This is a genomic window from Zhongshania aliphaticivorans (assembly GCF_902705875.1).
Lineage (GTDB): Bacteria > Pseudomonadota > Gammaproteobacteria > Pseudomonadales > Spongiibacteraceae > Spongiibacter > Spongiibacter aliphaticivorans_A.
This window is the reverse complement of the sequence record NZ_CACSIK010000002.1, coordinates 270,749-297,484: the sequence shown is the minus strand read 5'-3', so window position 1 is coordinate 297,484 and position 26,736 is coordinate 270,749. Positions and strand designations below refer to the sequence as shown.

25 protein-coding genes are annotated in these 26,736 nt (G+C 46.6%); 8 read left to right on the top strand and 17 right to left on the bottom strand.

What is annotated here, in order from left to right; translation table 11 throughout:
* Positions 1–87: 87 nt before the first annotated feature.
* On the top strand, positions 88–582 hold the full coding sequence (locus tag AELLOGFF_RS14850; RefSeq protein WP_159269692.1) for a hypothetical protein: 495 nt from the start codon (positions 88–90) through the stop codon (positions 580–582).
* A 132-nt stretch (positions 583–714) separates the two neighbouring features.
* Here AELLOGFF_RS14850 and AELLOGFF_RS14845 read toward each other — a convergent pair whose 3' ends face one another.
* The 3 genes from AELLOGFF_RS14845 to AELLOGFF_RS14835 form a co-directional block, all read right to left on the bottom strand.
* Positions 715–2,118 (bottom strand): NAD(P)/FAD-dependent oxidoreductase, encoded by a 1,404-nt coding sequence (locus AELLOGFF_RS14845; protein ID WP_159269691.1) that lies wholly within the window; start codon positions 2,116–2,118, stop codon positions 715–717.
* A gap of 477 nt (positions 2,119–2,595) precedes the next feature.
* The gene (locus AELLOGFF_RS14840; RefSeq protein ID WP_159269690.1) at positions 2,596–3,063 is read right to left on the bottom strand and encodes a 5' nucleotidase, NT5C type; all 468 of its coding nucleotides are present in this window, start codon (positions 3,061–3,063) and stop codon (positions 2,596–2,598) included.
* A 39-nt stretch (positions 3,064–3,102) separates the two neighbouring features.
* The gene (locus tag AELLOGFF_RS14835) at positions 3,103–3,810 is read right to left on the bottom strand and encodes an NUDIX hydrolase (RefSeq protein ID WP_159269689.1); all 708 of its coding nucleotides are present in this window, start codon (positions 3,808–3,810) and stop codon (positions 3,103–3,105) included.
* A 159-nt stretch (positions 3,811–3,969) separates the two neighbouring features.
* On the opposite strand from AELLOGFF_RS14835, the gene AELLOGFF_RS14830 reads away from it, so the two are divergent.
* The gene (locus AELLOGFF_RS14830; RefSeq protein ID WP_159269772.1) at positions 3,970–4,989 is read left to right on the top strand and encodes an SPFH domain-containing protein; all 1,020 of its coding nucleotides are present in this window, start codon (positions 3,970–3,972) and stop codon (positions 4,987–4,989) included.
* Positions 4,990–4,999: 10 nt separating this feature from the next.
* Positions 5,000–5,923 carry a sugar kinase gene (locus AELLOGFF_RS14825; RefSeq protein ID WP_235035694.1) on the top strand — a complete coding sequence of 308 codons (924 nt, stop codon included), beginning with the start codon at positions 5,000–5,002 and terminating at the stop codon, positions 5,921–5,923.
* A gap of 70 nt (positions 5,924–5,993) precedes the next feature.
* Here the strand turns inward: AELLOGFF_RS14825 and AELLOGFF_RS14820 are convergent, their stop codons facing one another.
* The 9 genes from AELLOGFF_RS14820 to AELLOGFF_RS14780 all read right to left on the bottom strand — a co-directional run bounded on the left by AELLOGFF_RS14820 (position 5,994) and on the right by AELLOGFF_RS14780 (position 17,854).
* Positions 5,994–6,167 (bottom strand): hypothetical protein, encoded by a 174-nt coding sequence (locus AELLOGFF_RS14820; RefSeq protein ID WP_200842743.1) that lies wholly within the window; start codon positions 6,165–6,167, stop codon positions 5,994–5,996.
* 51 nt (positions 6,168–6,218) lie between these two features.
* A complete protein-coding gene (locus tag AELLOGFF_RS14815; RefSeq protein WP_159269770.1) occupies positions 6,219–6,962 on the bottom strand; it encodes a nucleotidyl transferase AbiEii/AbiGii toxin family protein in 744 nt (247 codons plus the stop codon).
* Between the two features lie 166 nt (positions 6,963–7,128).
* The gene (locus AELLOGFF_RS14810) at positions 7,129–7,542 is read right to left on the bottom strand and encodes a DUF6088 family protein (protein WP_159269688.1); all 414 of its coding nucleotides are present in this window, start codon (positions 7,540–7,542) and stop codon (positions 7,129–7,131) included.
* A 391-nt stretch (positions 7,543–7,933) separates the two neighbouring features.
* On the bottom strand, positions 7,934–8,701 hold the full coding sequence (istB, locus tag AELLOGFF_RS14805) for an IS21-like element helper ATPase IstB (protein WP_159269687.1): 768 nt from the start codon (positions 8,699–8,701) through the stop codon (positions 7,934–7,936).
* Positions 8,698–10,170 carry an IS21 family transposase gene (gene istA / locus AELLOGFF_RS14800; RefSeq protein ID WP_159269685.1) on the bottom strand — a complete coding sequence of 491 codons (1,473 nt, stop codon included), beginning with the start codon at positions 10,168–10,170 and terminating at the stop codon, positions 8,698–8,700. The genes istB and istA overlap by 4 nt, the downstream gene beginning before the upstream one ends.
* Before the next feature lie 689 nt (positions 10,171–10,859).
* Complete coding sequence (locus tag AELLOGFF_RS14795) at positions 10,860–13,925, bottom strand: tyrosine-type recombinase/integrase (protein ID WP_159269683.1); 3,066 nt, start codon at positions 13,923–13,925, stop codon at positions 10,860–10,862.
* Between the two features lie 32 nt (positions 13,926–13,957).
* Complete coding sequence (locus AELLOGFF_RS14790; RefSeq protein WP_159269681.1) at positions 13,958–16,333, bottom strand: hypothetical protein; 2,376 nt, start codon at positions 16,331–16,333, stop codon at positions 13,958–13,960.
* Positions 16,311–16,901 (bottom strand): hypothetical protein, encoded by a 591-nt coding sequence (locus tag AELLOGFF_RS14785; protein WP_159269680.1) that lies wholly within the window; start codon positions 16,899–16,901, stop codon positions 16,311–16,313. Before AELLOGFF_RS14785 ends, AELLOGFF_RS14790 begins: the two co-directional genes overlap by 23 nt.
* A 509-nt stretch (positions 16,902–17,410) precedes the next feature.
* Positions 17,411–17,854 carry a hydroxymyristoyl-ACP dehydratase gene (locus AELLOGFF_RS14780; RefSeq protein ID WP_159269679.1) on the bottom strand — a complete coding sequence of 148 codons (444 nt, stop codon included), beginning with the start codon at positions 17,852–17,854 and terminating at the stop codon, positions 17,411–17,413.
* A gap of 97 nt (positions 17,855–17,951) precedes the next feature.
* Here AELLOGFF_RS14780 and AELLOGFF_RS14775 point away from each other — a divergent pair, with 97 nt between their 5' ends.
* Genes AELLOGFF_RS14775 through AELLOGFF_RS14755 form a run of 5 tightly spaced genes read left to right on the top strand, consistent with a single transcriptional unit; the run spans position 17,952 to position 21,886 of the window.
* The gene (locus tag AELLOGFF_RS14775) at positions 17,952–18,302 is read left to right on the top strand and encodes a hypothetical protein (protein ID WP_159269678.1); all 351 of its coding nucleotides are present in this window, start codon (positions 17,952–17,954) and stop codon (positions 18,300–18,302) included.
* Between the two features lie 60 nt (positions 18,303–18,362).
* Positions 18,363–19,289: a dialkylrecorsinol condensing enzyme gene (locus AELLOGFF_RS14770; protein ID WP_235035693.1), complete on the top strand. Its 927-nt coding sequence runs from the start codon at positions 18,363–18,365 to the stop codon at positions 19,287–19,289.
* Between the two features lie 23 nt (positions 19,290–19,312).
* Positions 19,313–20,464: a beta-ketoacyl-ACP synthase III gene (locus AELLOGFF_RS14765; RefSeq protein WP_159269677.1), complete on the top strand. Its 1,152-nt coding sequence runs from the start codon at positions 19,313–19,315 to the stop codon at positions 20,462–20,464.
* Between the two features lie 8 nt (positions 20,465–20,472).
* On the top strand, positions 20,473–20,904 hold the full coding sequence (locus AELLOGFF_RS14760; RefSeq protein WP_159269675.1) for a hypothetical protein: 432 nt from the start codon (positions 20,473–20,475) through the stop codon (positions 20,902–20,904).
* A complete protein-coding gene (locus AELLOGFF_RS14755; RefSeq protein ID WP_200842742.1) occupies positions 20,897–21,886 on the top strand; it encodes a BtrH N-terminal domain-containing protein in 990 nt (329 codons plus the stop codon). The genes AELLOGFF_RS14760 and AELLOGFF_RS14755 overlap by 8 nt, the downstream gene beginning before the upstream one ends.
* 81 nt (positions 21,887–21,967) lie before the next feature.
* Here AELLOGFF_RS14755 and AELLOGFF_RS14750 read toward each other — a convergent pair whose 3' ends face one another.
* From AELLOGFF_RS14750 to AELLOGFF_RS14730, 5 genes are read right to left on the bottom strand one after another with little or no spacing between them, the layout of a single operon-like run.
* Positions 21,968–22,837 (bottom strand): beta-ketoacyl synthase N-terminal-like domain-containing protein, encoded by an 870-nt coding sequence (locus tag AELLOGFF_RS14750; RefSeq protein ID WP_159269672.1) that lies wholly within the window; start codon positions 22,835–22,837, stop codon positions 21,968–21,970.
* The gene (locus AELLOGFF_RS14745; protein WP_159269671.1) at positions 22,837–24,036 is read right to left on the bottom strand and encodes a beta-ketoacyl synthase N-terminal-like domain-containing protein; all 1,200 of its coding nucleotides are present in this window, start codon (positions 24,034–24,036) and stop codon (positions 22,837–22,839) included. Before AELLOGFF_RS14745 ends, AELLOGFF_RS14750 begins: the two co-directional genes overlap by 1 nt.
* On the bottom strand, positions 24,033–24,302 hold the full coding sequence (locus AELLOGFF_RS14740) for a phosphopantetheine-binding protein (protein ID WP_159269670.1): 270 nt from the start codon (positions 24,300–24,302) through the stop codon (positions 24,033–24,035). The genes AELLOGFF_RS14745 and AELLOGFF_RS14740 overlap by 4 nt, the downstream gene beginning before the upstream one ends.
* Before the next feature lie 12 nt (positions 24,303–24,314).
* Positions 24,315–25,508 carry an ABC transporter permease gene (locus AELLOGFF_RS14735; protein WP_268818569.1) on the bottom strand — a complete coding sequence of 398 codons (1,194 nt, stop codon included), beginning with the start codon at positions 25,506–25,508 and terminating at the stop codon, positions 24,315–24,317.
* A 14-nt stretch (positions 25,509–25,522) separates the two neighbouring features.
* Positions 25,523–26,485, bottom strand: coding sequence for an ABC transporter ATP-binding protein (locus AELLOGFF_RS14730; protein WP_159269668.1), 963 nt, complete (start codon positions 26,483–26,485; stop codon positions 25,523–25,525).
* Between the last annotated feature and the right edge of the window lie 251 nt (positions 26,486–26,736).

Below are 26,736 nucleotides of genomic sequence, written 5' to 3'. Positions count from 1 at the left end.
AAAAATAAAAAATTATTAAGCTATTTTTAGATAATATTGCTCCTTAAAAATACAACAATAATCATCAATTACGACTGGATAAAAACTATGACAGACAGAACTCGCGCGTTATTTATACTTAACGGATTCGGGCTACTCGCATTAAGCCTGCTGATAGGCTGGACCTGGTTTTTTGCACTACTTGAACGCATCATACTATGGCCGTTTCCTATCGATATTCAAGTTAACATACCAGACGATGGGCGCGCATGGCGCATGGCTCACATGGAGGCAATTACCCACGGCCTGATCTTACTTGGAATCGGAGCGGTAGGCAGATTCATCTCACTAAGTAATACTCAGATAAAATGGCTATTCTGGTCTGCGCTAACTACAACATGGCTATTCACTATTCAGGCCACCCTCAACGCATTATTTGGCACTCGTGGACTTGCATTCGGTGGAGGCCCATTTAAGGCCGGGCTCGCAAACGACATTATTTACATTTCCGGATACTTTCCGGTTGTCAGCGTACACATAATGATCGCCCTAGTACTAGTCGGTGTATGGCAATTTCTAAAAACGACAAGCATTGAAAAATAGTCAACTAAACCAGAAAACTATCAGCACCTGACTACAACTTCAAAGCGCAAATTCAACACCTTATCTTCAATTAAAAAAGGCGCCCATTACAGGCGCCCTCATATTTTTTTAAAAACCACTAATGAGAACCTACTACTGAGCGCCCTGCATACCCTCGCTTAAAAGTGACTCCATTTTTGGAATAGCCTGCTGAATCAACTCACCCATCGCTTGTATATTTGCCGCGATCTCTGGATCATCAAAATCGAGAAGTGGGCTAAAGAGATCTGTCCGCGACTCATTGATCCACTTAACAACAGCTGGCTCAGTTAACCAAACACCCATGTTTTTGCTATTTAAAAGCGCGCAGCGCAAGTAATCAATTTCGAGATACGGCAGTGGCACAGGCTGGCACAGCTCATTTTTACGGTCTTCGCTAGCGTCGACGTTACACTCCACGTTACCGATGAAACCGGCACTATAAACTTGCTGACACATACGAACGGTTTGCAGCGTTATTTTGTTGCCATCGAAGACTTTTACTTCTGGAACTTTAGGTAAACCGTCTGCAGCACAGTCGATAAATACCGCATTCGTTGGAACAGCATACGTACCCTTAGACAATTGCATACTTGTAGCTGTTACCGCTTCAAGATATCCCATTCGAACAATATTTTTTACGCGACGAAGCTGTTCAAGCTCAAGCTGAGTGAAGGTTGCGCAACGCCAGCGAGTAGGTTTAATAGTTGAATCTAGTTGCACAATTAAATCGCGACCAGCAAGACGGTCATAAAAATCGCGATAATTTTCTGCCTCGAGCGCACACTCCAATATCCCTATTGCATACTGAGTCACTGGGTCACTGAATTTTCTACCAGGATCCACAGTAAAGCGATCGAACATCCACGCATCCGCCGGCATCACCCATGTTATCCTATTGGGATCTATACCGTTGCTTAATAAAAACAGCACGGCGTCCATACCCGTTTTCCCAGAACCAACGATAACAAAATTATCGTAATACGGTGCCACCCTCGGCAGCTCATTTACCGCGACTGCTTTGGTATCAGCTGCGAGCTCAAAAGTCGGTGGACGCTGAGAAGGTACGGTGGTATTTAGGTAAGTTGAATCTACAATTTTTTTGGCACGAAATTCATATATCTCGCCACTGACTAAATTTTTAGCTGTGCCAGTATTCTTGTCATATTCGCACATTGGAATATATTGAACGCGTCCTGACGCAAGAAATCGACGGCGCATAACGTTATCAAAATAGGCAACTACTTCGCGACCACTAGCGAGCTCATAACACCCTTTATTCAAACCAAACTCATCTCGCTGATCCCCACCCAACTCTGTGGAATTCACCCCGTAACATGTTGATGTTTGATGAAGACGCACAAAAGGATATGCGTAATTCCAATGGCCACCGGGACTGAAATTTTTGTCGATAATGATAATAGTAGCTTCACTATGAGAAAGTATCTCATCCGCGAACGCCATACCCATCCCACCGGCACCAACAACTAAATAATCGGCTTCGAGAACTACTGCCATTTTCACTTCCTCACAAATACTTCATTATTTTCTTATGCGATAATCCAAAACTAACCATCGCAACACCAATCGATGGCGTAGTTTCTCGCTAAAGCCACTCCAAGAACTGACCTACCGTGCAACTTCCTACACAATAAGTGCAAATTTCTATATCTATGCAAAAGCTCGGAAACATACGAAATTCGTCCTATGTTCTGCTAATTTATCAAGCTTTCGGAACTGAATTTGCCAATTATTGTAAATTCNCGGCTTATGCGACGCAGCTAGACCAAGAAATATACCAAGCTTTTTTACGCTACATTAGCATCTTCTACCTCGCCATAAGTATGTATTTATAGTCAGGGGCGTTTATAGTGCACGTAAATGCCGTCATAATAGAATTTCGTTTGGCGAAATTATAAGCCGAAAAAAAGCATCGCAATGTTTACAGCAGTATAAGATCGACTTCTTTAGCGCCTTCGAAACAAATCATTTCGTTTAACATTCAATTTGCGATTTAAAGTACTTGGTCACACTTACCCAATTCGGAAACTCCTCAGAACCATATAGTATTAATTTTCCGTCGAAACGATCCTGCCCTTTTCCCGACGGCATATCGTCGATGAGATAATCGCCTTTGCTAAGATGTTTATGCGGACTGATTATCAGATTCTGTACAACCGCCATTCCCAAATGGTTTTCGACCCAGATTCGCTTTTCAGCATAGCAATGGGGATTTTTTATCGATGGGGCCGTTAAGACATATACATCCAACTTTGAGTGCTCATGCAACCACATATACGATTCGATGGCATCGGGCATAGGATCAAGACTTTCATATAGCCCTGGCACGCTTTGCGGAAAAGCCAGGTTTGGATACTCGGCTTTATGTCGCGCAAAGCCGGTAGCGTAGTCGCAAAGAACATGATCCATATCTACGTACACAATGGCTTTTTTCTCAGTCATTCCACGCCCCACAGCTATAAGAACTTTCCTTTAGTTGTACTACGATTCTAAATTTCGTACAAAGCGGTAAGCCCGCCCTTCAGGTTTCACCTTATATAGTTTGGCTGGCCTGCCTCGGGCGACCGTGGACTTTCCGGTGTCGATCAATAGCTTTGCTTTTTCGATGCGGCGCCTAAATGATTTTTTCTCAAGGGTCGTCCCGATAATGACTTCATGGAGGGCCTGTAACTCGGTAAAAGTAAACTCATTCGGCAGCGCATAGGCTGGCACAATCGAGTACAGGGCCTTTTGCTGGAGCCGCTCATGTGCAAGCTGAATGATTTGACCGTGATCAAAAGCAAGCTCTTTAGCACTCAGTGAACTAACCTCCCGCCACTGTACGTCGGTCACCGAATCGATGTGTGGCTCACAGTTCACATGGGCCACTAGTGCATAGAAAACAATGGTAACGCTCCAACCACGAGGGTCTCGGTTTGCCCCGCCCTGGGAGAGCAATTGCTCAATATAAGGTGGAGCAATTCCCGTCTTTTCTTTGAGCTTGCGGATAGCGCACATTTCCAAATCCGCATCAGCTCCTTGCTCAATAAACCCACCAGGCAATCCCCACTTGCCGGCAAAAGGGACATTGCCACGCTGTACGAGGAGAACCTTAAGCTTCTCGTCGTGAACCGTGAATAGCACACTGTCTACCGTGGTTAGCGGCACATCATAATCATGGATATTGTACGGGGCCGGTGATTTGGCCATGACACACCTCAGCTCGAACGTTTTTGCATTAGCTTCAATCGCTTAGCTAAATTCTAACAATTAATCGTCCAAAAGCCACTAAAAACACTTGACGCATAAGTGGCGATAAGACACTATTTAAGCCAAATAGTGTCTTATAGCCACAAAAGGAGCGCCACCATGCTAGGTTTTCAATACTTCAAAGCAGACCCCACTGTTCATGTTATTCAAACGAGCAGTGGACAAATCAAACGCCAAGGGAAAGGCTTAAGCTTTTTCTACTACGCGCCCAAGACGTCGCTTACCGCAATACCAATGAGCGCGAAGGACGTACCCTTCATCTTCAACTTGCAAACAGCCGACTACCAACATCTGCGCGTGCAGGGCCAACTCAGCTACAGAGCAGCCGATCCACAGAAGCTGGCCGACATGTTGAACTTCACCTTGAACGAAAACGGCAAGGAATACATCTCTGAGGATCCGACCACCTTAGGTGATCGAGTAGTTCGTGTGGCGCAAGGGGTGATACAAGAAGAGATTCAAACCACCACACTGCGTCAAGCCTTAACGCGTCTCAAGGAGTTAGATACACGCCTTAAGACCGCACTTATAAGCAGCACACCTTTGCAGCAACTGGGGATTACCGTGATAGACGCCATGCTGGTCGCACTCACCCCCACACCAGAAACAGCCAAGGCACTTGAGGCTGAAGCCCGCGAATCTATTCTTAAAGATGCTGACGACGCTATTTACGACCGCCGAAAATCAGCCGTTGAGCAAGAGCGGACTATCAAAGAAGCCGAGCTGCAAACGGAAATGACGATTAACAATAAGCAGCAGGAAATCGCCGAGGCAGAGTTAGATAATCAGCGTACTCTGACCCGCAAGCGCGCCGAATCACGTGCGGAGCAGATGGCTGCGGATATCAGCGCAGAAGAGACTCGTAAGGCACTAGTAGAGCTGGCGCAAACCAACAAGAAAATTGAAGCCGATGCAGAGGCATACGCCATTGAGATTCGGGCCAAAGCCGCCAGCTCGGTACCTGTTGAGTACGTCAAAGCGATGGCCATGGCCAGTATGGATCCCCAGCAACTGTTTGCTGTAGCCATGGACAACTTCGCCGTCAATGCAAACAAGATTGGCAGCCTGCATATCGGCCCAGATACCCTAAACAGCTTACTCAAAGACTATAACGGGTAAAGGAGCGGCAATGATGGAACAAAGCACACGGATTATCCTCATCCATCGTAAAACGCGGCTGGCAGAACTTGTCGAACGGTTTAACACCGTCCAACAAGCCCGCTTCTACCTTGAACAATCGGGGGCCGACTTTGCGGACTATCAGCAAGAAGACCAAGACTACCGGCACATTTTGGAACAAGCCCGTCGTACTCTAGAAGCGCGCGGTCGAGTTCAGGTGCTTGAACGCGCAATGCTGCCGAGCTACAGGTTTAATACTGATGATACGGTAGTTGTCATTGGCCAAGACGGCTTAGTCGCCAATACGTTGAAGTACCTGAATGGAAATCCTGTGATCGCGATCAATCCTGACCCACAACGTTGGGATGGTGTTTTGCTGCCCTTTTTACCCGCAGATCTACCGCTAGTTATCGACGAAGTGCTTCGCAGAAAGCGAAGCCACAAGGAGATCACCCTCGCCAGGGCGAGCACCAACGACGGCCAAACCATGCTGGCCGTCAACGATTTATTTATTGGCCCTAAAAGCCATACCTCTGCCCGCTATGCACTCCACTGGGGAGAGCGCAGCGAAGTACAGAGTTCATCAGGCATCATCATATCTACTGGCTTAGGCTCCACCGGCTGGTACCAAAGCCTACTCGCCATGGCGCAGGGTATTACTGGCACAATGACGGACCCACATGTCGGCAGCGGATTTGCATGGGATGCCAAGATGCTGATATTCACGGTAAGAGAGCCCTTCCCTAGCAAGCAAACTGGGACCACGCTAACACGTGGCCAGGTCAATGAACTAAGCCCACTGCGGATAGAGTCATTTATGCCGGAGAATGGGGTCATATTTTCAGACGGAATTGAGAGTGACTTTTTAACGTTTAATGCGGGATGTACAGTTGAGATTCGGCTAGGCGACGTAGCAGGGAGATTAGTAGCGTAATCCAACGAACCGCCTAAATATAATGCATCTGAAACAAAGATCAGAGAAGGTCTTGTAATGCGGATTGCACCTAGCGCAGTTGAATTTTGTGCTTTTCGACAAAGGCAGCAACCGCCTTCATGTCGCCAAAGGCTTTTAGCAGCATTTCAGACGCGCGGTCTTTAACCTCTTGGTCTTGGTCCGAGGTGAATAGCGTAATCCATGTTTTGACGAGAGCAACGGGCGGTTCAGGGTGGGTAGTCACATGCAGGTCCAAATGGGAGTGAATCAAAGTTTAGCCAGCGGCTGACGTGAGTTAACTTTCGGGCGCGAATAGCGCCACGAGACGCTCAAAGCTGTCCAGCGCCAGCTCAAACGGAATCGTATTGTCATCGTCAGCATAAGACATGGCGTCGACAAATGTACGGTACTCGGCGCTACTCGATTTTTTGTTGCCTATCTGTCTATGTGCGCGCACCAATGATTCATAGAGCGGGTCTTCTAGCATCCGCGGCCCACGTAGCTGATCGGCGGCAAAGGCTCTGCGCGCAAGACTAACAAACAGCGCGGGGTTTGCCATGATCTCCCCATGCAATGCCGCTAAATCATGCAGGTGGCGCATGGTGGCCGGATCGTAGTTCTCATCACCACGCACGAGATTTAGTGTCCTCCACATCAGCGCATTGATTTTGTCACCAGCGATCTCTATCGGAGGCAGGCAAAGGATCTCCACTTCAGGCTCGCCATCAGTGTACTTAGCGATAATCGACTGAATGGGCTTTAGTACCGGCGCTTCATGAGGCTGTGTGAAGCTAAACTCCACCAACAAATCCGTCCTAAGCGCAGAAGAAATCTCAAAATTCTTTGGGTAGAGCAGCGGGACCTTAAAATGCTCGCTCCCCTTACCTACGGACTCAGGATCTAAATCTATATGCTCAACACCACTCAGTGTCGCCAGCATCGATTCTCGGTACCGGCGTCTCACTTTTTTGTGGTGCGCTTGCGTACCCTCGTTCTTGTACTTGCACCGAAAATCCAGATCTTCAGAAAAGCGCTCAATTAACTAGTGGCCCTTCGAGAGCGACGTGCCGCCCGAGAAGATCGTTACCATCTCATCACTCTCGTGGGCAGCGACCGCACGCAGGACTTGGACTGCATACCAGTCCTTTTCGATAAACGCCGGATCTATAACCAGTTCCGACGCAATCTCTGCAATGACTAGGGGATCAGGATACATTCCGAAGCTTTATCGATTTGCCATTAAAGGACATCTTGCGATTAACGCGGCCTTTCACGGTGATAACACGGCCGGTGGGCACTTGTGTTGATTCACTGCTGTTGTAGCGCTCCACATCGGCATTTGGCATCAACTTCACCTTTAACTTTTCCTCAAGGGCCTCTCGCGCCAAATCGGGGAGCGGTTTGATAGGAATAATGGTGCCGGTCACTGACGACCGCTTAGCCTTAGCGTAGAGACCCTGTCCAAACCGAATTATCGTGTCCTCGGCCACCAGCTCACGCAAGGCGCGACCCACCTGATCACGACCCGAGAGGTCAAAGAAATCCCCAGGAGTAAATACCGCCCCCTTGCTCTTGTTAATACGGAGCCTGACTCTACTTTTCAACGTTTTGACGCGCATGGCAACCTCCGCAAAGATACGACAATTATCTTATACAAATATACGACAATTATACACTACAAACATACGACATTCACATAGCAGCTAAATTTACCTGTAAATATCGTTATTGCTATATTTTTGTGATCTTCCAATCCTTAATCATAGCGATATTCCACTGCTATACCATTCTATAGACGGATAGGCTCACAATGTTGATAGAATACCACCCCACGAAAACGGAAATGCCGCCCCCTGAATCTAGGTACACACAGGATTGACTATGTATGTAGCAACCTTCTTACTGCCACCGTCAATCCCCGCGCATCTAATCGGCCATTTCCTGGACTGGCCATAAACTGATGTCTGGCGTCAACTATCTTGGCCGGTCGGCGACAACTATGATGGCCGGTTAGGTGGTTTCTCTTTTCACTGCTGATTTAGCCTTTTCAACATATTGTTGCTTACGATAACTTTCGCCCTCAAGTTCAATGATGGTCGCATGATGAATCAGGCGGTCAATGGCGGCAACGGTCATCATTCCGTCTGTGAATATGCTGTCCCAAGCGCTAAAGGGTTGGTTGGCTGTCACAATTAACGTACCGCTTTCGTATCGGTGCGCGATAAATTCAAACAGCACATTTGTTTCTGCATCCGTCTTTTTCACGTAGCCAATATCGTCAAGGATAATGACCGCGTATTTATCCAGTCGCGTCATCGCGGTCATGAGGTCAAGATCGCGCTTGGCTTGCTGGAGATGCTGCACCAGGGCGATTGCTGGGAAGCATTTACAGCGAATGCCCTGTTCGATTAGTGCGTGCCCCAAGGCGCTGGCAAGGTGTGTTTTACCTGTGCCGCTCGGGCCAATCAAAAGTACGTTGTCACTGCGGCGCGCCCACTCTACGTCTTGCTCAAGCTTAGCGATGCTGCGCTGATTTTGACCGCTAAACGGTTTTCTATCGAGCGTGGCAAACGTTTTTGTCGTCGTTAACTGCGATTCTCGACGCCACTTTTGTATACGGCGTTGGAGCCGATCCGCCATTTCATATTCGCACAGCGCGAGCAGGTAATCAGCGTGAGACCAGCCGCTATCCGCTGCCGTTTGCCACAGCGTTTTGTAATGCCGGGCGAAGCCCGGTAGGCGCAATTCTTTAAGCAATAACAGTACGGCGTCACTCATGAGTACACCGCCTCAAACGTATTGCGGGGGTTGGCCCACAGCAGCTCATCGTATGCCTTCAGTGAATGCTGTACCGGTTGCCTCGTCTCAGTCTCTCGTGTCTGGTGACTCAGGAACCGGTCTTGAATCGCGAGGATTGATGGGAACTCGCCAAGCAAGGCGCCGGCCAGTAAACCCTCACCCAAATCAGTTTCACAATCGTATTCAAAGGCTAGGCGCAAAACGGTTACCATCCATTTACACGCTTCGCGTTTTTCCAAGTGTTGATCCGCACATCGCCACAACTGCCGGTATGCCTCGTTAGGCAGCAAATCGTCTCGTAAGCTTGAGTAGCGGAAGGCTTGAGGCTTGGATGCTAAAGCCCGAATCACATGTTTGTAATCAATGCGGCGTGCACGCTGCTCGCCCGGTTTTGGATAAACACGCGGCAAAGTGAGCGCGTAGGTTTGTCCGACATAGAGCATGAGCTTGTCGTGATGCAAGCGTAGTTGCAGACGCTCGCCGACGAGTCGTGAGGGTACTGAGTAAACCACCCGCCGAACCTCAATCGTAGCAGAGCGAGTGACCCGAACTGACAAAACTTGATAGTCAACAGAAGGTTGATCTGGCAGTGGACTCAGTGCAGCTTGTTCATCGGCAAACCGCGAACGAACCCGCTGATTGAGCTTGGCTACAGTTTTGTCGATCCAGTATTGGTACGCCGCAATGCACTCGAAATCGTGACTGCCACGCAGCTTAAACTGTTGTGACAAGCGATGTTTCAACGAACCGTTGGCGCATTCTACAACACCGTTTTCATGCGACTGGCCAGGGTTATTGCGGGTGGGCTGCATACGATAATGATCACACAAATCGCGGTATGCATCTGTCCATATATTCTGGGTATTGTTGCGTGCTGCACTGAGGCTGTCGGTGCGATGCTCAACCGGGCTGCCGCCTGCTTGTTGCAGTGCGCGCTGTAAACCACAGGCTAACGCTGCGTAGCTTTCGCCGCCTTGTACAATTGTGACTGAGCGCCAGCCGCTATAAGCAAGACGAAACTGATAGAGCAAGTGGGGAAAGGCCTGACCCGCAAGGGTAACCGCGTCATCGGGGTGGGTGAAATCGGAAAACCCTTGCTGCCCTATCACCGCTTGCTGGCGAAACATCACCTCTTTGTCGGGGCCGGACAGCGCACGCCATTGCTTTACCCGTCGCTGCAACGTTCTCAATACACGTTGATCGTAGTGCTCGGGGTAGTGCTCTTGCAAATACTCCAACAGCGTCAGTCCAGTAAGGCTCGGCTCGCGTTCGAGTAACGCCACAAGCTCACGCTCCCAGACCGCCTCCAGCGGATCTTCGCGGGTGCGCCAATGGCGCCCAGGTGGATGGTGGATTGGGTCTTTCTCGATTCTACGGCCTGAACGAACAGAAATATTTGTCTTCGCGGCTGCGGTTTCTTGGGTGATACCACGTTGTCGATGCTGCATATACAGCTCCTCTTGTCGTTGGGTGATATGTAATCCCGGCACGCTGTTCTCCAAGGGAAAATCAAAGTACCGAACGTTACACCCAACCGGCCAAGATAGTTGTCGTCAACCGGTCATCCTAATTGTCGCCGAACAAACTGACGAAGTTTGGAATCTGCTCTCCGGATTCAACGCCCAAAGCAGCATCTCGTTCGTTGCTTTGCTTGTTATGCCGCGACACCAAACTCTTATTAGCAGTAACTTTTAAAGAAATCGTCGAGAACTAGCACCTGATAGCTAGACGTATTTAAATACCACGCTATCCTTATCTATTGAGCAGATACACCAATGCAACATATTGATGCATGTGCGACTTACCATTAAACACGAAAGGAAAACCATTATGGCTCTTAAACCAGGCCCTAAGCCAAAGGCCAAATCAACAGGGAAACCTGATCAACGTCGACGTGACAACAAGACCACACCAGGAAACACTCCGGAATTAAAACCTAGCAAATCCACAAAAAAGTAGAATGGACTCCTGATAAAAGCTATCTTAATGGCACTGCTGCCCCGCAGTTTGAAAGCCATAAGACCAACCTCATTTGGGGTTGGTTTGTTGATTTTCACTTAAAACTGCCCCCTTCTTAGTGCCCTCCGCCACGGTCTCAATGGCCGCACCTAGCATGGCATTCACTAGCATGGATCATTTAGAAAAAAGACTCATCAAACTGCATTATCGCGATCATATGAAATACATACCGTAAAGTCCGTGCTGAGAACTTTCTGAAATTATTAGGACCAGAAATAAGCTGATCTTCATCAGGATGTGTTAATCGTAGATACGAAGTTGTAAGAGTAGCCGCAATAGGATTTATGGATATTGACTTCACTGGCAATCTTTGGACTTCATCCCAGCCATCCGTCAATTCAGCTAGTGCTGGGCAATTTATTGTGACAGCCCACCGACTCAAGGGAATTATGTTGGCCGTATCAAGACGTCTAACGAATCTCAATAACGCCCTCGGCTTCGTTATGTTTATGCCTGAGTTTGATGTGTTCACATGACGCAAGTAAAAATCAATCAATGCTAAGTAGCTTTTCTTATCACTGACAAATTCTTTACGTAGTAGCTCAATTACATATTTTGCATCCTCCATTTCAGATTTTGACGTTAGGCGAGAGGGAAGTATTGCGGCATTACTTCTCGGTGTGCTTGCTCGTTCTTTAGAAATAAGTCGGGGCTTACCTTTACGGGTTTTAATATCAGCCAACAATCTTCCATTACCAATCCAACGACTTAATTGTTCTTCGCCCAGTCCATATTTGTGCGAGAGAACAGCCTCTGACACTCCGTTTTGGTACTCTTCAAGTATTTTGTAGACCATATCATGGCTAATCGCGGCAGTAGACAGGCTATAATACTTAGCACGCTCATTTAGCGTAGGTTGTATTTCATTATTAACAAGATTAGATCCAACATTACTCACTGGCATAGCTATATCCGAGGATATTTTATTTATATCTTCGGAAAATTTCTTCATCTTCCTTGTAATCGTATTTCTACTCAAGCCTGCGAATGAAACGAGTTGATCTTTAGTAAGGCTATGATTAGCTTTAGAAAGCTTCAACCCAATTAACAAGTCAGAAAAATGAAAATAGCATTGAAAGGTAATCGACGGAGAATTATGCCCTGCGAAACAAGCCAATGCCCAGTATCGCCGCAAATTCTCATTATCACTTCCGACAATAGCTGCGTATATTGCTTTAAGTTGATCAGGTTGAATACACATAAATCCAGCAGCAACCTCCCACTCTCGTTCGATGACTAGTTGTAAATTTGAAAGCGCAGTATGACGAAAGCTGTGAAACACAAGATCAGAAAGTCCAGAAATATCTTTAAGAATGGCACCAACAACGTCTGATACAAATCGTTTATCCCACGGGCTATATTTATCCAAACCAGGATGAAAAAGTAGCTCCTTAGAACTCTCTGAATACAACCGACGCTTTTCCAAGTAAGCCTTGAACATATTCCATTCACTACCCGACATCAGCACCCTCGCCGGAATTTTTCGTAAGCTCGAACTTGATTTGTTATCGCCATAGATATTTTCTCGCACAAATATCCAACATTCCTCTGAGACATCAACATCACAGAGCCGTAACTTACAAATTTCGCTGATACGCAGCCCTAGACGATATGCAAGAACAACCATTAGCTCAATGTTTAACTTTTCATCCCGATTTAAATTAACAGTGCGTTGAAGTGCTTTCCTTACAGACAAATACAACTCATGGCTTATATACGATGCATGCACATATTTTGCTGGCTTATTGCCACTCCCAGCAGCATCAACTATTGCTGGACTGAATCCAAAGTGCTTCGCACCAAAATCATGAAGATCTTGCAATCTTCCCGCCCTATAACTTCGATTAAGTGGTTTAGTAAAATTTTCAAGAATACTTTCGTAGAAATCTTCCCAATCATTAGAGTCAAAATCTGAGTAATCATTATTAGCGCTGCCATCAAACCAGTATTTTGCTATTTCGCTATGATATCGACTGACGGTAGACAGACTGTTCGACCTTTCTGTTAAATGATGTACGTACCAGTCACGTAGCGCTTCGCCTGCAACGCTCCACTCATTAACATCAAGTGCCATAAGACCTTTTAATGCTTGCGCCGCAGTCCTTTTTTTTAAATTTTTGCCAGTTAACTTTACAACAGATGAAAGCAGGTATAATTCATTGGAAATGTTTTTCCGACTTATGAATTCCTGGCGCTTTCGTTCCCGACCAATCTTGAGAGTTGAACAGCCAATATTATAGGTATCTTTAACGAAGTATTGCGCCTGCATAGCTACTAGCCAAGCCTCGGGCGGTATACTCGTCGTCAACGTTTTACCGCATGCCACGCCAACGAGCGCAACACTCATATCTACATTATCTATTTGCTCAGAAACGGCGGCACCAGACATTACCATCTCGTCGAGTGACGTTATTGACCACGCGGGAACATCCAATTTCTTTAATAGTTTATTGATATTACGTAGGATATTACCGACACCCGGACCAACAGGGCGTTCTTTCGCACATTTATCGAACCCGGACATCATGCACATGCTCACTGGATCGCAATACCATCGATGCCACAACTCAGGTTTCCCATCAACGTAGGCGTTAGCTATGCTGTCACTCGTCATTGTAAAACAAACGAAATGCTGAACTTGTCCGTCAATCAAAAGTTTTTCCGATCGACCGCCGGCTCTCAGAAAGCGACTGAGCCCCCGAACCGCGTTCGAATTATTTAGACCACCAAAAAATATTGCGGAAAGTAACACTAAGTGCAGACGCTCCTCACTATTGAGATTACTGAACAATACTGGATTACGAGCCGCCGACAAGAGCGCACTGGAGATTTTTACGGCCTCAGCACTATAACGATGACGTATCAAGGTTCTAGACTGTACATGCCTTCTAAGTTTTATAGTCGGGTTGGGTAAAGGGAGAGACCACCTACCATCACGATTCCCAGCTTCAACATGTCGGATAACGTGATTTCTTGCTTGCGATCGATGGGCCATCAGAGAGAACTTTTGATCGATTAATACAAAAAGCTCACCTAGCTCATCTTTGTAGCGTAGCTCGTTAACAGGACATGAGAGCAGAGACTTTAATGTGGATAGAATTAACTCGTCTGCCTTTTGGTTGATACCTGCCTTTCGCTTTTGCCGGTTATCGGATCTAATTTCTCGACCACTTATCTTAGACACTGAAATTCCTCGCCTAGATTATTAATCAACGACTAGTTGTACCGCTGCCAGCCTTCAATGACCTCAATATCTAATTCAGACAGAATTTCTTGAATTACCAACTCTAATCGCCTTAAGTCAGCGATACTTAGGCCGCTCCACGGACCTAACGCCTCTTCTCCAAACTCCGAGTGGCCCATCCAAGCATTTACTAGGTCCCCTGGCACATTTTTGTCTCGTAGATGTGTCCGCATGAAATGGCGCTGCCAATTTAATGCGAACGGCCACGCGTCCTTTAGTACCTTAGTCAATATTGACGGACGAAGGGGCACCAATTTCCCTCTACGATCAAACATCGACAAAAATGGGTTATCCCCGGAGACTGACAAAGACAAGTATGCGGCTATCTCAGGCTCATAGGGCCTTAAATACTGAGCCAATCTTTCGATGTGGCGTATAGCAGCTCCTATTACTTCTACCGCGGTTTCCGGTAAGGGCACTATTCTAGCGGCCAATCCGTTGTGGCTTTCTTTATCGCTTATCCAAAGTAGACGCCGAAAAAGGTCAAAGTCCTTTATGTTTTCTAGCGGACTAACAACAGCCCGATACCCGACCGCCAAGCTAAGAACTTCATAGACATATAGCATGTATTTATTATGAAATAACTTATAGTCCTTTGTTTTGATATTATTGAGGAGGGTTACTGCTCTAGCCAAATGCTTATACAAACTCTTAATATATTTTGGATCAAATTGGGTATTACTCCCAATTAATTGATCCTGACTTGGTATACAAGAAGGATATATCCCGGCGATGCCGGCCGCGCCCATCAGTTCATCAGCCCACACCCGATATTCACTAACAACACGCTCTGGCGCGACAGCATAATAATATAAGGCGGGGCACTGATCTGGCGTTTCTCCGCAGATTAACGATGCATCGGCCGGATCATCTAGCCGACGCCTCATTTGGCTACGCAAAAAGCCACACAGACGGGGAATAGTTAGCCGTAGATCATATTGATCATTCAGCTCCTTTATTAACCCCTTAAGGTCCTTCTCAACGGAACCATAATCTTCAGGTAAAATCGTTGTTAGATCCCGAAGCGGCTCCAGTAAGCTGTGTGGCAGGCGCAGGAAAAGCGTATTCTTTACTTGCATCAATAACGACTTCGCTACAACTGCACCGACAGGAGCGGGCAGGTTCAACGAAAACGCCACAGCAACGCGATCGTCACTAAAAAGAATCTGGTCATTTTGCGTCTTTGCGCTCGACGCTCCAGTATTCAGAATTAGCAATTTGACCCTATCGGCTGACCGCCCTGCCAAAAGCATAAATAACCCGAGGACCGCTGACTTACTTGTATTTAACTTATTGGTGACGGCGCGCGCAAATATCGTGGCCTCGAACCACGTAAGAACACCCCAATCACTTGGATTAGCCATATTTCTCATCGCAATCCTATTCACCATCGCACTAGCTCTATAGTGAATTAAAGCCCGCGACCGATTTATACTATCGGGATGATTTAAGCTTGGTTCGACATATTTTGCCCCTATGGGCCGGTCACGGTCGAATTCCGCTCCAGCTATTGCTCCATGCGCCTGCGTTCCTTTTTCGAGCCATTCGCGAAACTTGACACCGCCATCGTCGAGCCCAGCAGCCGACGAAACTGAAACAACTGTGCTACGGTCATCTATCGACTCTCCCGGCTCGCTCCCCTCCTCTTCAAGCCATAACGTCTTATAGTAATGCTTCACTAGAGAGCAGACATGCCCAATGGACTGCTTTCTAGATCTTGGTATTGCCGGGAGCTGGTTAGCGCCCTCAACTGCAGTAAATACATTGCCACTCACGGACTCACACCCAACCGAGTTAGCCTCGACCTTTTTGAGCTCATCGCTCAGACCCGCCATCAGCTCAGTAAGTGCTTTATGAGTATCCTCAATTGACTTATCGAAATCTGGCAGTTCCTGGTACATCCACTGATATTTCTGCGTCGTCATCAGCCGGATTCGACGTGCGCCTTCTTCAATTACACCTTGGTTCGCCTCCTTATCGGCCTTATCAAGAGCAAGACATGCTAGGAACGCCCACGCCGTAATCCGCTCATGCTTTTCTAAATAAATGGAATTATGCGAAGGCTGTGCACAGAGCATGCAAGACACGATACACGCCTCAACATTTCTAGCGCGCCTTATACTCTCGTAGTGAGCAACAAGAACTTCAGCACACGGAACTGAATCAGCTTCATACTCGGAAAGTACGTTGACAATCTCATCCTCCGGCGGCGGCCCAAACTCCCCACCAGCCAATCTAGCTAGCAAACTTGCGCCATATGCCAGGATGTCTTTCTGAGCGCTCGCTTTTATCCCGTCGGCATTTTTTAGCACTGCCAACTCCGCTTCAATAATCGAGATCATTTTCATCAAAGATGGCCTGTAATATTGTGCCTTGCGCTTCAATTTTGTCCTTACTAGCAGGCTTAGCGCGACACTGAGAAATACCCACTCCCGCAAGCTTTGCCATGCGGGATAGCGATAACCCACCCCCGGGAAATAGGCTCTTCAACTCAGACTTAGAGAAGTAAGTATTTACTGACTTATATAGACTCGATAACCCATCTTTTCGATGCAAGCTATACAGCAAAGGGGTCAACAACGACGACGTAGCCGTATCCTGAACGACTTTCGTCGTTGGCTTGTTATGCACACAAAACAGCGCCCTATCTAGACGCCCATCCATGACAAACGCAACTGAAGCAAATCCGCCAAAAAACTCGAAGACCTCTGGATTGTTTTTATCGGTACTTCGTCTGACATGAATAGGGTTCACCAACTGCAGCTGCTCAATCAACGTCAAGGGCATGTCGCCAAAGGGCGCAAATTGCCGCTCTAAGTCACGCCAACTTCGCCAAGCCTTTCTTGCCTTAGCGTGACATTTTAGATGCGTATCCTTAGATACGTGCAACTCTAAAGTGGCTCCGTACGCCTCCACAGAATTATCCAACACAGGCAATCCATTCAGGCCGATTTACATGCAACATAGATTGATGAATTTTAATGCAGGTGTCAAATCGTGTTATATATGACACAAAATAACTTTAGCTTTTGCGCCATAATAAATAGATTTTAGAAAATATACTTTAAAAGGCCTTAATGGCCATCGCTTAGATATAATTTAATTGCTATAAAATACAATTAGTTACTACTAATATACGATTAAGATGACGGGGTATTCAATGCAGGAGTTGCCTCCGGAGGGCGGCGCTCTATCCAGCTGAGCTACGGGCGCGGAAGGGGGTACTTCGCGCAGCGCGACACTATAACAGAGAGGGTCTCGCTCCTCAATCTGCACAATTCAGTAACACATCGATTTTCATCACAGGTTTCCTGCTGATGAAAATCTGTAGATGTCACATCACTTACTTTACAAGTCACTTTCAGCGTATATCAGCTAAACCGCTGACCCAAAATACTACAATTTAGGGTCACCAAATCGAGAACTTAGTTTTCCTCTAGAGCTACCACAGCCTGTCCCTCCAATAACACCTTGCTCTGATGGGTAAGACTAAAGCGATAATTAAACCCATTATTGGCCGCCACTACTCGTTCGGCCGCGATCATTAATGCTTCTGGTAAATCATCCAACCTGGGACAATACCAATCAACACCGGTTAGCACCACTAGGTAGCCTATCTTTAGCCCACCCTCCTGACCTTGGCATAAGCGACCATGTATCGCCATCGCTTGCGCTGCGTACTCAATACCGGCATGTATTGGTAAAATGCCTCGATCCCTCAATGGGTTATTAGCGTTGCGATGAGATTCAGCTCGGCAATGAATAATGCGCTCATCCCATGAAAGCACCTTGTCTAATAAACACATGGCACCACTGTGAGGCAATAAACTTGCAAGCCGCTCACCATCAATCACTTCTTGTTCGGCCACAACCCTATTCGCCCCTTGAGATAATATGCAGAATTGTAATGGAAACACTGAGTTACAGCGATCTATAATACCAAGCACTGCTAAATGGATATCGCCTATGACTGTCACCAACAATGCTGCTAGTCACCGAATTAGTGACCAACACCCCGCGCTACCAGGACACTTCCCTAATAGACCCATTGTCCCAGCTGTTGTTATTCTCAGTACTCTCTTCAATGAATTGGCCGACAAGTATCCCAACTGGCAGCTCTGCGGTATAAAAAAGCTAAAACTTCTACTCCCACTGCAAGCAAACCAAGCATTTACCGTGAGCTTTGACGACATTAAAAACAACGGTTTACGCTTTAAGTGCTGGATAGAGGATCCCACCCCTATGCCAATTGAGGCCGCCACGCCCTCAACCTTGATGGCTGAAGGCCACCTAAAACTCAAACCCGCTAGAGTTTAACGTGACCCTTGTGCAATAATGCCGATCGATGATTGAAGATCAGGAAGGGTCGCACTGACTGTGAACAAACGGATACTTGTAATTTATTACTCCCAATCGGGCCAGCTCACCAATGTGATTAACTCAATCACCGAGCCCTTACAAAAAGCTGCTGATATTGAAGTAGTATTTGAGTGCTTGCAGCCGATTAAACCCTACCCTTTCCCCTGGCCTTTTTTATCTTTTTTTGACCATTTTCCAGAAACTGTCCACGATAAGCCTCAACCTATTGCACCACTATCCACTGCGACAGAGAAACCCTTTGACCTAGTTATTCTAGCCTATACAGTATGGTTTTTATCACCAGCACAACCGATTACAGCTTTCCTGCAATCGACTGCGGCCAAACAATTACTGCACAACACCCCTGTTATCACTGTCATCGCTTGTCGTAATATGTGGTTAATGGCGCAGGAAAAAGTAAAGCGGCACCTAACACTTCTCAGTGCTCGTTTGATTGACAATATTGTACTCACCGACCCATCCCACAGTGCCGCCACATTCATCTCTACACCACTATGGGTATTAACCGGCAAAAAAGGCCCTTTTTTAAACGGACTTATTCCCGCAGCAGGCGTCGATGCCAAAGCCATAAAGGCAGCATCACGCTTTGGCGAAGCCATCGCTCAACAACTCCCCGTTAGAGCAAGTAATGACAACGCCCCTTTATTGCAAAACTTAGGCGCGGTTACTATTAACGAACGACTGATAGCCTCTGAGCGAATCGCCATTCGCAGCTTTCGTTTATGGGGTGCATTGCTACGTTCACTAGGTAAACCCGGCACACTACTTCGCCGTGCTGTGCTCGTCCTTTATATTTTATTTTTAATTACTTTAATCCTAACCGTCGTGCCTGTAACCGCTATTTTCAAGACACTGTTAGCGCCTTTGATGAAAAAACGCATCGCTGCCCAGCGCCAGTATTTTGCGGCCCCATCAGGCGAATAATTTATTAAATGGACCCCTAAGTTATGAGTGATAATGCTGTTTATATCACCGATATTTCCGCTTTTCTTCCCAACCCTCCTGTCACAAATGATCAAATGGAACGTATTCTAGGACAGGTCGGAAATCGAACCTCTCGTGCACGTCGTTTAGTATTACGCGCCAATGGTATTCGTAGTCGTCACTATGCCATAGACCCAGAAACATTAGCCCATAATTACAGCAACGCTGACATGACGGCCAAAGCTATTGACGCGATTACTAACCCGCAATGGACCTTAGATGAGCTCAATTGCCTGAGCTGCGGAACATCAATACCGGACCAATTAATGCCCAATCACGCGGTGATGGTTCAGGGCCAACTAAAACTCCGCCGCTGCGAGGTCATCGCTACATCAGGGGTTTGTCTTAGCGGCATCACCGCGCTGAAGTATGCCTATATGGGTGTACTCTCAGGCGTACACCAAAACGCTATCGCCACAGGCTCAGACTTATCCTCAGCCAGTATGAAAGCGGATAATTTTAGCCATGAAATAGAGGCCAATGTCGATAATCTAGAAAAGCAGCCCGAGCTAGCGTTTGAAAAAGACTTTCTTCGCTGGATGCTATCTGATGGCGCCGGGGCAATGCTGCTTCGCAACCAACCTGCAAGCCAAGGCCTATCGCTACGCATAAATTGGCTGGATATTATTTCTTATGCAGGAGAAGTTGAGTCTTGCATGTACGCTGGCGCGGTTAAAAATGAAGATGGCACACTAACAGGCTGGCAAAGTTTTAGCCCGCAACAATGCGCCGAAAATTCCATAATGGCGGTGAAGCAAGACGTTAAATTACTAAACGACAATATCATTGAATACACCGTCAAAAAGCCACTTTTAGAGCTACAAGACAAATACTCATTAAAGCCAGATAGCATTGATTGGTTTGTCCCTCACTATTCATCAGCTTTTTTCCGCAAAAAACTCCTTGCCGGCTTAAAATCGGTAGACTTTGACATACCTATGTCGCGCTGGTTTACCAATCTAGCAACAAAAGGCAATACCGGCGCCGCCTCGATATACATTATGCTTGAAGAGTTATTTCGTTCTGGCAAGCTAAAAGCGGGCCAAAACATCTTGTGTTACATCCCCGAAAGTGGCCGCTTTTCAACATCCTTTTTACATTTAACCGTGGTTTAATCTCTGTAATGAAAATCGATGAAGTTCCCCAAGACAGCGAAAACAGCACCTATGGCAATGCCCATAAGTTGATCTATGCCGCGGACGAACACGGTGATTTTATTGGGGTAAAATCTAGCGGCTGGATAGTTGAAGCCGAAGCAACGCAATCTGCTCTCAAACTGATAGAGCAGCAATGCGATGAAGCATGGCGCAGAGCATACAACGGCGAAACAGCTGCCCTAGAATATTTTATGTATTTTCGACGTATGGATTTAGCGCTACTAGCTCAAGTAAGTGGCTTGTATCAATGGCGGATTCGCCGTCATTTCAAACCCGAAATATTTAAAAAACTTTCACCAAAGCTTCTTCATCGCTACAGCGAGGCACTCGGCTTAGAGATTGATTTTCTAAAGCAATTGCCCGCCCACCCACTTCATGGCAGCCAAGTACATGTTTAAACACCAACAATCAGCACATTGCGAAAGTGGCGTTGCCTCCAGCTTACTTAGTCACAACGGCCTTAGCTTGTCAGAACCAATGGCTTTTGGCTTAGCAAGCGCCCTAGCCTTTGCCTATATACCGTTCATTAAATTATCTGGAATGCCATTAATTGCTTACCGTATGCCCCCACGCAGTATTATAAAGGGCGTTCAAAAACAGCTTGGCCTGCAGATGCACTATCAAACATTCAACAACCCGCAACAAGGAATGGATGAGCTTGATCTTCAACTCGATCAAGGCCGAATTGTCGGCCTGCAAACCTCAGTTTTCTGGTTGCCATATTTTCCTGAAACCATGCGCTTTCACTTTAATGCACACAATTTAATGGTCTATGGCCGCGACGGTAATGACTACCTAATTAGCGATCCCGTGTTTGAAGATGTTGTACGCTGTGATGTGACGTCGCTTAAAAAAGCGCGGTTTGCCAAAGGCGCACTTGCCGCCAAAGGCATGATGTATTACCCCACCCAAGTACCCCAAAGTTTTGATTTAGCTAAAGCATCAATCAGTGCAATCAAAAAAAACCACCGCACAATGACCGGCGCGCCCTTACCAGTCATCGGTCTTCGGGGCATAAGACACATGGGAAAATGCATTATCAAACTCGAGAAAAATGCCAGTAAGCGCGAAAAATATTTGCCACACTATCTGAGTCACGTCGTGCGTATGCAAGAAGAAATTGGCACTGGTGGCGCAGGCTTTCGCTTTATCTACGCCTCATTTCTGAAAGAAACCGCCAAAGCACTTAACAATGAACTACTGGCTGAAGCCGGCGAAATGATGGCCGAAGCTGGTGACGAGTGGCGTCAGTTTGCACTGGTCAGCAGCAAAATGTGCAAGGGTCGTAAGGAGATGAACGGTGAAGAGCTCGCTGCACTGCTTAATGTCTGTGCAGACCAAGAAGCTAAAGCTTGGCAGCTATTAAAACAGTATCGCTGATCGAGTCCTTATCAGGTCGACAGAAGTTCGTTGACCCCATGGAAGCCCAATAGCGCGAAACAACGCTGACACAACATAGCCTCAGCAGTTATTAATCACTACCAGTATATATCGCCCCAGCGGATCACGATTCACATAAATAAGCCGGCCCGGTCCACGGCGTATAAACTCACAAAACACTGCACCAGCCTGGCTTTTAAAATACCCAAGCTCGCCACCAAGTTTAAACACCGGCAAGCCTAAAAGCTCCTGCCAATAATAGGCCTCATCCATTGCCATCGACTGGCCTAGGGCCAAATAATCAGTAGGACTTAAAGTTAATGTGGCCAAATATTCCGACAATGCCTCACTAGTTGAGAAAGGGCGCACTTCATCTAAGGTAGCCAACACATCTCTATCAGACGGATCACTTACCAATTGAAGCCAGTGGCTTCCCTCTGCGACGCTGGTTTTTTCATCAAGCCCAAGTCGTCGCCGGTGCTCATCAAGTGGTAGCACCACCGAGTCAACAGCACCGACTAGTGCCGCTTTTTGCTGGCCTTGTTCCAGTGCCAAGAGCGCCACTCTCAAGCTTGTTTCCACAGCAAAGTAACGGCTACTGACAAAGCTACTAGCGCCATTTAATTGCAGTGTTTGAGCAATATAAAAACAAGCGGCATTACTAACAGTATTAATAAAACTCAGTGGGCGTGGTGGCTCCGCCTGCCGGTAAATGGTATTGAGTACATTAACCGTCATTTCAACATCACCGCTACCGGAGGTAAGATATACCGCCGTCTCAGTTGATATTTTTGATGATGTTCGGCCAGCACCAATAAGGGCTAACTGAATAAAACGCCCGACTCTTCGTATATTCCCACCCACAGTTTCTTGAACCACTTTTTTCAAAGGTGGAAGCTCACAATCAACCTGTTCGCAATAACTGCCAACGGCAACAATATAGGTTGTCATTACGCTATCGCTCCTTGGCAATCATGCTTATTACTAATAATGAGCGATGTATTATTACCACCAAAGCCAAAATAATTGAGCATAAAACAACCTGGCGCAACAGTGCGAAGCTCCTGGTTCAACACTACATTCAGGTCACCGGCATCAGCGCTAATACCCGGCGTTGCAATTAAAAACCCAGCTTCGATAGCGCGATAAAATAAAATCAACTCATTCAATCCACAAGCCCCCAAGGTGTGACCAATAAATGGTTTTAAAGCGCACACATTAGGTAAAGTAGAAAACACTGCATGCATTCCCGCCGACTCCGCTTCATCGTTTGCTAGGCTCGCCGTACCATGCACTTTTATTAGGTCTATCTCTGCAGGGCTCACACCGGCCTTGTCCAGCGCCTGTGTCATTACCTCCGCAATAGCTGAACCGTCAACATTAGACATGGTAATGCTGTATGTATCACAAAGATTGGCGCCACCACGCAGATAAAATCGCGTCCCTCCGTCCTCTGGATCTCGGCCTATCACCAAAGCGGACACGCCTTCTCCTAGCACCAATCCGTCCCGCTCGCTATCAAAGGGGCGCATCACTGATTGGGTAAGCAGATCTAAACTGTAAAATCCTAATGCCGTCACATTGTTGTAAAGCTCAACACCCAACACCAAGGCATGCTCTACGATGCCAGCTTCTACATGCGCAACTGCCGTCATTAAGGCGTTGGCGCTAGCCGTACAAGCGGTGTTAAAACTCATATCCTCACCGCGAATACCCAGCGACTGAAGCACGTAATCAGCCAAGTTAGCCATACTTGGATCTGGCAATGCCAATGCCTTACAAGCGTCATTTTCAACGGCCAACTGTTGCTGAAAATGTGCTTCACTTACGCCAATATCAAAAGATGAAGAACCCAAGTACACATTCATGCTATGACGTTGTGACTCGCTTAATCCAGCCTCGGTCAAAGCCTGCTCCACCACATCATCAACGACTCGGAACAACCTTTCTTGTGAGTCTATTAACGGGGAGTCGGACAGAATTTTATAGGGGATTTCTAGTGTGTCATCTGTTAGCGTATTTTTAAGTAGGCGAGGAACTTGCGGTGATGTTTTGAGGGCCGCAAGATTAGCGTCAATACCATTTCCGAGGCTACTGTGAATCCCCGCTCCCAAAAATACCGCAGGGCCACGTCTCTGCTTCCTAATCAAACCTGATGCTCAACAATAGTTTGCGCTAAAGTCGTAATTGACTGTAAAGCCTTTCTCGCATCTGGGCCACCCTCAATACGTACGCCGTATTTAGATTTAACGGCCATACAAATTTGCAAGGCATCAAGAGAGTCTAAGTCCAAGTCACAATCAAATAATATTTCATCGTCAGCAATGTCTTCGGCTTCGACATCTTTATCGCACTCTTCAATAATTAATAACTTCAGTGCGTGTTTTAATTGCGCCAGAGGCAAGATGTTTTCCATGGTATTTAATCCTTAATATTTACGATGCCGGCTCAGTAATAACAGGGCAAAACCCAGTAAAATCATGCCCAGTAAAAACAGTGCTCCAGCCTCTGGGTACACCTCAGCAATGCCGCCACCGCGCAAGAATATATCTAAAAGTCCCTGCAACCCCCAAGACATAGGTGACACAACCGTAAACGCCTGCATAAACTCTGGCATAACAAAAGCAGGCACCATAATGCCGCCGATTGCCGCCAAAATAATATTTCCCGCGCCCCCCATTGTTGTAGCCTGTTCTGTAGTACGGCTTAACACCGCAATCAACATGGCATAACCCAAGGCGGCGACACTTAATGCCGCAGAAATTAACATCAAACCGGCAATTGAGCTTCCCAGCGTTAAACGATCACCACCTAATAACGGCACAATCGTCACCCCTACCGCCAGCATCAACAACACTTGAATTTGATTGATGAAAAAATATGGGATGATCTTTCCGGCTATCAACTTCCAACTGGCAACTGGAATGGTTTGAATCCGACGTAATGTACCTAACTGGCGTTCATTTATTAATGTATTCGCTAACGGTATCACCACGAAGAACATCGAAAACACTAACCACGCAGGAACATTTTGCTGTACCGATGTTGGCGCCTCGGCTGTTTTCTTAGCACTATAAGCATAACGCGTCGACACCAAGCCTTCGTTCTGTTCTTCATCGGGCACTAAACTCAAGCCTTCAAGCTCGGGGGAATATTCTTGTAAAGCCTTTAACGACAATTGCATATTCTGCTCAGCCGCAGCATAGATTAGAGCTGCAACCAATAACTGCGTTATTACCGGGCTTGTTGCAGGAGCGACCAATACATCGGCAACAACCCTGTCTTCAGCTTGTTCAGTAAAAGCGCGTTCAGGTATCGTGACAAGAAAGCTGTAATGATCGCTTTTTATCGCCTGCTCAGCGTCAATATCTCCGCCAAGTTCAGCCAAACGAATTAAATTGAACTGCTCATTCTGGGCCAATTTATTTAGCATGTTCTGAGTGATGTCTGAATGTTCTAAGTCAGAAACCAATACATCTAGCTGCACGCCTGAACGTCGATCAAAATCGTCCTTCATAGCCAACGACATTATCAAAATGAACACTAACGGCATTACAAAAAGCAACAATAAGCCGTGAAGGTCGCGACACAAAAGCAATAGTTCCTTGCGGATAATAGCCAATAACTGCAACAAGTTTACTGCCTCAACTTACGGTGGGTGGCTTGCAGGTAAATTTGTTCGAGACTACTGCTACCAAAATGCATTTTATTAATCACAATTCCCGCCTGCTCAATCAACAGCAACACGTCAGATATCACCTGATTCAGGCCAAGCTCCACGGTCATGTGTGCTCCATCCCAATCAACAGCAATTTTGGCTTGAAGTATTGCTAGCGTCGCCGGCGTTAGTGGTTGCTCAGGGGTAAGCACCAACTTGCGCTCATTCATCAACAAAGTTGCCATTGAGGCTTGCAACAATACTTCGCCATGATCGATGATCGCCACTTCATCACATATTTGCTCAACCTCTTCCATATAATGTGAGGTGTACACAATGGTCATACCACTGGCTTTTAACTGCCTAATTGCCTGTAAAATAAAATAGCGCGACTGAGCATCAATACCCACTGTTGGTTCATCTAAGTAAAGAATTTTTGGCTTATTGAGCAAACCTAAGGCTATGTTTAGACGGCGCTTAATACCCCCTGAATATGTTTCGGCGCGTTGGTCCAGCACTTTTTCTAATCCGCACACAGCCACACAATAATCTATTCTATCCAGCAGCTGACTCGCAGCTATGTTATATAGCCCTGCAAAAAATTGTAGATTTTCCCGCCCCGTAAGTGCTGGGTAAAATGCGTAGTCCTGTGGCACTAACCCCGAAATCGTCTTGATACGCTGCGCGTCATTTAAATAATCAAAGCCTGAAATTTGAATACGCCCCTGCAACGACTGCTTATTATTTTGAGGGGCAATAATTCCGGTTAACAGGGATATCAAGGTAGTTTTACCAGCACCGTTAGGCCCAAGTAAACCAAAACAACTACCCGCAGGAACCGTAAGATTTATATCTTTCAGTGCGGCCTCTGTGGCCCCAGAATAACGGTGATTGATCGCCTCTAAAATGACTATCGGCGAGGGAGAGTGGTCCTGCTCCATGCAGTGCTTTTTTCCTTAAATACTCGTTATTGCCACTAATCGCATTAGTGAGCCAGAAACAACTATATTACGTCATATTTCTACACAAACCGAGCCAAACTGCGTACTTCGTGTGCTTGATAATAAACATGGGGCTACAAAACTGGCGAAATCTCCAATTATGCAAAATCTAGATACCTAGCATCAGAATTCAGTATCTATGGACTACGCTCAGCCCTTAACGTCACGCAGCTGTCGTCGCAAGTCATAAT

Coding starts and splice junctions, on each gene's coding strand:
- AELLOGFF_RS14850 (WP_159269692.1), top strand. CDS start 88: ATGACAGACAGAACTCGCGCGTTATTTATACTTAACGGATTCGGGCTA.
- AELLOGFF_RS14845 (WP_159269691.1), bottom strand. CDS start 2,118: ATGGCAGTAGTTCTCGAAGCCGATTATTTAGTTGTTGGTGCCGGTGGG.
- AELLOGFF_RS14840 (WP_159269690.1), bottom strand. CDS start 3,063: ATGACTGAGAAAAAAGCCATTGTGTACGTAGATATGGATCATGTTCTT.
- AELLOGFF_RS14835 (WP_159269689.1), bottom strand. CDS start 3,810: ATGGCCAAATCACCGGCCCCGTACAATATCCATGATTATGATGTGCCG.
- AELLOGFF_RS14830 (WP_159269772.1), top strand. CDS start 3,970: ATGCTAGGTTTTCAATACTTCAAAGCAGACCCCACTGTTCATGTTATT.
- AELLOGFF_RS14825 (WP_235035694.1), top strand. CDS start 5,000: ATGATGGAACAAAGCACACGGATTATCCTCATCCATCGTAAAACGCGG.
- AELLOGFF_RS14810 (WP_159269688.1), bottom strand. CDS start 7,542: ATGCGCGTCAAAACGTTGAAAAGTAGAGTCAGGCTCCGTATTAACAAG.
- istB (WP_159269687.1), bottom strand. CDS start 8,701: ATGAGTGACGCCGTACTGTTATTGCTTAAAGAATTGCGCCTACCGGGC.
- istA (WP_159269685.1), bottom strand. CDS start 10,170: ATGCAGCATCGACAACGTGGTATCACCCAAGAAACCGCAGCCGCGAAG.
- AELLOGFF_RS14790 (WP_159269681.1), bottom strand. CDS start 16,333: ATGAAAATGATCTCGATTATTGAAGCGGAGTTGGCAGTGCTAAAAAAT.
- AELLOGFF_RS14775 (WP_159269678.1), top strand. CDS start 17,952: ATGACTGTCACCAACAATGCTGCTAGTCACCGAATTAGTGACCAACAC.
- AELLOGFF_RS14765 (WP_159269677.1), top strand. CDS start 19,313: ATGAGTGATAATGCTGTTTATATCACCGATATTTCCGCTTTTCTTCCC.
- AELLOGFF_RS14760 (WP_159269675.1), top strand. CDS start 20,473: ATGAAAATCGATGAAGTTCCCCAAGACAGCGAAAACAGCACCTATGGC.
- AELLOGFF_RS14755 (WP_200842742.1), top strand. CDS start 20,897: ATGTTTAAACACCAACAATCAGCACATTGCGAAAGTGGCGTTGCCTCC.
- AELLOGFF_RS14750 (WP_159269672.1), bottom strand. CDS start 22,837: ATGACAACCTATATTGTTGCCGTTGGCAGTTATTGCGAACAGGTTGAT.
- AELLOGFF_RS14740 (WP_159269670.1), bottom strand. CDS start 24,302: ATGGAAAACATCTTGCCTCTGGCGCAATTAAAACACGCACTGAAGTTA.
- AELLOGFF_RS14730 (WP_159269668.1), bottom strand. CDS start 26,485: ATGGAGCAGGACCACTCTCCCTCGCCGATAGTCATTTTAGAGGCGATC.